Annotated in this window: 3 protein-coding genes; all 3 read right to left on the reverse strand. The window is 69.7% G+C overall.

Features of this window, described 5'->3' with window-relative positions; genetic code table 11:
* On the reverse strand, positions 1–2335 hold a 2335-nt coding region (locus tag H0U68_RS04680), incomplete at its 3' end, for a non-ribosomal peptide synthetase (protein ID WP_296353166.1).
* Between the two features lie 561 nt (positions 2336–2896).
* The gene (gene ptsP, locus H0U68_RS04685) at positions 2897–4654 is read right to left on the reverse strand and encodes a phosphoenolpyruvate--protein phosphotransferase (protein WP_296353167.1); all 1758 of its coding nucleotides are present in this window, start codon (positions 4652–4654) and stop codon (positions 2897–2899) included.
* A gap of 108 nt (positions 4655–4762) precedes the next feature.
* The coding region (locus H0U68_RS04690; protein WP_296353169.1) for an HPr family phosphocarrier protein at positions 4763–4891 on the reverse strand (129 nt) is incomplete at its 5' end.

Raw genomic sequence — 4891 nt, forward strand, 5'->3', positions numbered from 1 at the left:
CGCGCTCGGCGGCGCGCTCGGCGGTCGGGCATTCGAACAGGTCCTGCACGCTCAGGCGCACGCCGCAGGCGCGCTCCAGCTGCAGCACCACGCCCAGCGCCTGCAGCGAATTGCCGCCGGCGTCGAAGAAGCTGTCGCCGGGCTGCAGGTCGCGCCGCTCCAGGGCGTCGCGCAAGGCACCCAGCACCTGCGCCACCAGCGCGTCGGCCGGCGGCTTCTGCGTGCAGGCCGCCGTCGGGCGCTGCTGCGCCAGGTGGTCCTGCAGCAGGCGCTCCAGGGCCAGGCGGTCCACCTTGTTGCTGTCGTTGATCGGCATCTTCGGCAGCACCAGCACGTGGCGCGGCATGTTGTGGCGCGGCAGCAGCTCGCGCAGCTGGCGCGTGAGCGCCAGCGCGTCCAGCCCGTCGTCGCCCGTCACGAACAGCGCGAGCGCCTTGCTCTCGCCGCCGGCCAGCAGCGCCTTGGCCTGGTGCACCTCGGCCAGCTGCTGCGCGGCCGACTCGATTTCGCCCAGCTCGATGCGCACGCCGCCGACCTTGACCTGGAAGTCCTTGCGGCCGGAAAAGCGCAGCCGCCCCTGGCGGTCGAACCAGCCCAGGTCGCCGCTGCGGTACAGCCTGGGCCCCGGGATGCTCGGGAACGGGTTGTCGACGAACACGCTCGCCGTGCGCTCCGCGTCGCGCAGGTAGCCGTCGCCCACGCAGACGCCGCCGATCAGCATCTCGCCGCAGGCCCCCTGCGGCAGCGGCCGCAGGGCCTCGTCCACCACCACCACGTGGCAGTTGTCGATCGGGCGGCCCAGCGGGATCTCGCCGCCGTCGGCGGTCTCCACCGGATGGAACACCATGCCGATCGAGGTTTCCGTCGGCCCGTAGGCGTTGGTCACGCGCAGCTGCGGCAGCAGCGCGCGCAGCTTGTGCACCATGCGCGGCGTGATTTCCTCGCCACCCACCACCAGCTCGCGCAGCGTGGACAGGCGCTCGCGCATCGCGGCGTCGCGCTCGGCCAGTTCCACCACCTGGTTGAACACGCTGGGCACGAAGTCGGTCATGGAGACGCGGTGCCGCTCGATGGTGCCCAGCGTCTCCTCCAGGTCGAGGAAGGCGCCGGTCTGAGGGATCACCACTTCGCCGCCGTAGCTGAGGGGCCAGAACAGCTGCCACACCGACGAATCGAAGATGTGCTTGCTGTTTTGCAGCACGCAGCCGGTGTCGCGCCCGCCGTGGAAGTAGCGGCTCATGAAGCGCAAGCGGTTGGACAGCCCGCGGTGGTTGTTGATCGCGCACTTGGGCAGGCCGGTGGTGCCCGAGGTGAAGATGCCGTAGATGGCGTCGTCCGGGCGCACTGCCACGCCGGGGCGGCGCGCGCTCGGCTGCAGCGCGGCGATATCCAGCGGCAGTGCCCGCGCGCGGAATTCGGGCGGCACGGCGTCCGTGTCCATGCACAGCACCACCGGCGCGTCCAGCACCGAGAGCGCGGCCTGCAGGCGCTGCACGGGCCAGCCGGGGTCCAGCGGCACGAAGGCCGCGGCCAGCTTCATCAGCGCTTGGTAGGCCACCGGCATTTCCAGGCTGTTGGACAGCAGCACCGGCACCACCGCGCCGCGCGCGACGCCGCGTTCGGCCAGCGTGGCGGCCAGCGCGTTGGCGAGCTGGTCGAACTGCCCGTAGCTGAGCGAGCGGTCCGCGAAGTGGAAGGCGGTGCGCTGCGGATGGCGGTCGGTGCTCGCCTCCACCATCTGCGGCACGGCGACGAAGTCGCCATGGGAATAAGCGCGGCCGGACAGCGCGCCCAGCACCCAGGCGCGCGAGTCGTCGCTGATGCCCTCGGCCTGCGCCGGCGCCTTGGCCGGATCGGCCAGCAGCGCGTGCAGGATCTCGGCGTAGGTTTCGGCCAGCGCGCCGCAGGCCGGCGCCCACGGGTCGTGGATGTCGCACAGCGCGGTGACCAGCAGCGTGCCGTTGCCGATGCGGCACAGGATGCGCACCTGCGCGCAGGCCTGCTCGACGCCGGTGTCAACCTGTTGCCCGGTGATTTCCACGGCGATGCCGGGCGTGCCGCTGGCGAGCGCCACCGTGTCGGCGGCGTCCAGCAGCCAGGTGGAGGCGCGCGCGGCGTCGTGCCGCACGCGCTGGTCGTCCCACTGGGGCCAGGCGAGCAGCCGCTGCGCTGCCGGAGCGGCAACGCCAGCGAAATCGCCGGCACCGAGTGCCGGGGCGGCATGGCTCACGCTCACCGGGAGGCGCCGGCCCAGGCGCGCCGACAGCTCCATCGCCGCCAGCGCCGCCAGCAGTTCCAGCGGCACGGTGTGCTCGTTCGCGGCGCGGATGCGCAACGGCCTGGCGTAGTGGCCCAGGATGTGGGGCCGGTGCGAACCGGGAGGCGATTCCCCGGTCGGGACGGCAATTGCCTCAGATTCCGATGCCTCGGGCAGAGGCGCCAGACGCGTGGCTTCGTTCAACGCAGACCTCTTGGGTTTGGCGGTGCGACCGGCACCGGCGGAGCGACAGAAGCGGCGCAATCTACTCCTCAGCCATTGCAATGCATGCTTCCTATGTAACGCGCATTGACACATGTGATGCTGTGCCGCACCGCACCGGTTTCGCTCGTCCACAGCGCCACTGTCGCGCAGCCGCTATTTGACCGCCCTGCCCCTGTCAGATTTGACAGGACCTGCAATTGCGTCGGTAGACGAAGTCCAAAAGATGGAAATGGGAAACGCTAATGCCAACGCCCTGTCAACATTGACAGGGATCAAAATGCACCAGGAATTGCGCATCCGAAAGGCGCATTAGTAGAACTTATAGTCCCAATAGATACATTCAGAATAGATTGGGTACTCGACAGTAAGAAAAACCGCGACCGAAGTCGGGCAATCTCAGCAGCGCAGGTGCGCTCAGCCCAGCAAAGCAGAGGGGTCGTCGGCGTCGATGACCTGCTGCGCCCAGGCGCGCAGGCGCCCGGTATCCGCGCGCAGCACTTCCTGCTTGACCGCGAGGATCTGCGCAGGGTGCATGGAAAAGCTGCGCAGCCCCAGGCCCAGAAGCAGGCGGGTGAACAGCACGTCGCCCGCCATCTCGCCGCACACGCTCACGCCCTTGCCCTGCGCACGGCATTCGGCGATGGTGTCGGCCACCAGGCGCAGCACCGCAGGGTGGGAGGGGTCGTAGAGGTGGGCCACCGATTCGTCGGCGCGGTCGATCGCCAGCGTGTACTGGATCAGGTCGTTGGTGCCGATCGACAGGAAGTCGAAGTACTTCAGGAAAGTCTTGACGGTGAGCGCGGCCGCCGGGATTTCGATCATCGCGCCCAGCTGCACCGGCCCGTAGGCGATGCCGCGGTTGTCCAGTTCGGCGCGCGCGAAGTCCACCAGGGACAGCGTCTGCCGGATCTCGGAGCCGTGCGCCAGCATCGGGATCAGCAGGTTGACCTTGCCGTGCGCCGCGGCGCGCAGGATGGCGCGCAACTGGGTGCGGAACATCTCCGGCTCGGCCAGGCTCCAGCGGATGGCGCGCAGGCCCAGCGCCGGGTTCAGGTGCGCGTCGTCGCGGCGCGCGTCGTCCAGCGGCTTGTCGGCGCCGACGTCCACCGTGCGGATGGTGACCGGCAGCCCTTGCATGCCTTCCACCGCGCGCCGGTAGGCGAGGTACTGCTCTTCCTCGTCGGGCAGGCGGTTCTGGCGGCCCATGAACATGAATTCGCTGCGGAACAGGCCGACGCCGACGGCGCCGGCGTTCAGCGCCGCCGTCGCGTCCTCGGGCTGCTCGATGTTGGCCAGCAGCTCGATCTTCCTGGCATCCATGGTGACGGCAGGCGTGTGGCGCAGGCGCGCCAGCCGGCCGCGCTCGAGCTCGCCCTGGCGCTGCTTGAAGCCGTATTCGGCCAGGATGATGGGCGAGGGATCGACGATCACCACGCCGGCATCGCCGTCGATGATCACCCAGTCGTCCTGGCGCACCAGGTGGCTGGCGCTGCGCGCGCCCACCACCGCCGGAATGTCCATGCTGCGCGCCACGATGGCGGTGTGCGAGGTGCGCCCGCCGACGTCGGTGACGAAGCCGGCGAACACGCTCTGCTTGAAGTGGAGCATGTCGGCCGGCGACAGGTCGTGCGCCACCAGCACCAGCGGCGCGTCGGCCCCGCCGTCCTGCGACAGATGGTCCTGCTTGCGGCGCACGGGCGGCTGCGCCACCGGCGACGGCACGCCCTTCATGTAGCGCAGCACGCGCTCGGCCACCTGCTCGAGATCGGCCTTGCGCTCGCGCAGGTACTCGTCCTCCATCTCGTCGAACTGGCGCGACAGGATTTCCAGCTGCGTGGTCAGCGCCCATTCGGCGTTGTAGAGCCGCTCGTGGATCCACTGCTTCACGCCGGTGATCAGCTGCTCGTCCTGCAGCAGCATCAGGTGCACGTCCAGCAGCGCCGACAGCTCGTGCGGCGCCTCCTTCGGCCCCATGGTGGCGATGCTGTGCTGCAGGCGGTGCAGCTCGTCGTTGACGGCATTGCGCGCGTCGCGCAGGCGGGTGATCTCGGCCTCCACCTGCCCGGGCTCGATGAAGTAGTGGGCCACGTCCACCCGGCTCGACGCCACGAGCACGGCACGCCCGATGGCGACGCCGCGCGCGACGGGAAGGCCGTGGATGGCGAAGGTCATGAAGCTACCTCCGAAGCATCCGTTTCGCCGCCGGGCCGCCCCAAGGCGAAACACGGCCCCCTCGGGGGGCAGGGAGCCACACGCAGTGGGCGACCGTGGGGGCCACGTTCATTCGCCTTCGCCGAACTTGTCGGCAATCAAGGCACGCAGCGCGTCCATGCATTCCTGCTCGCGCTCGCCGTCGGTCTCCAGCGTCACCTCGCTGCCGACGCCGGCCGCCAGCATCATCACGCCCAT

It is taken from the genome of Ramlibacter sp., assembly GCF_013697775.1.
Taxonomy (GTDB): Bacteria; Pseudomonadota; Gammaproteobacteria; order Burkholderiales; family Burkholderiaceae_C; genus Ramlibacter.

What these genes read in the sequence shown, in the direction of transcription:
- ptsP (WP_296353167.1), bottom strand. Translation starts at nt 4,654, where the DNA reads ATGACCTTCGCCATCCACGGCCTTCCCGTCGCGCGCGGCGTCGCCATC.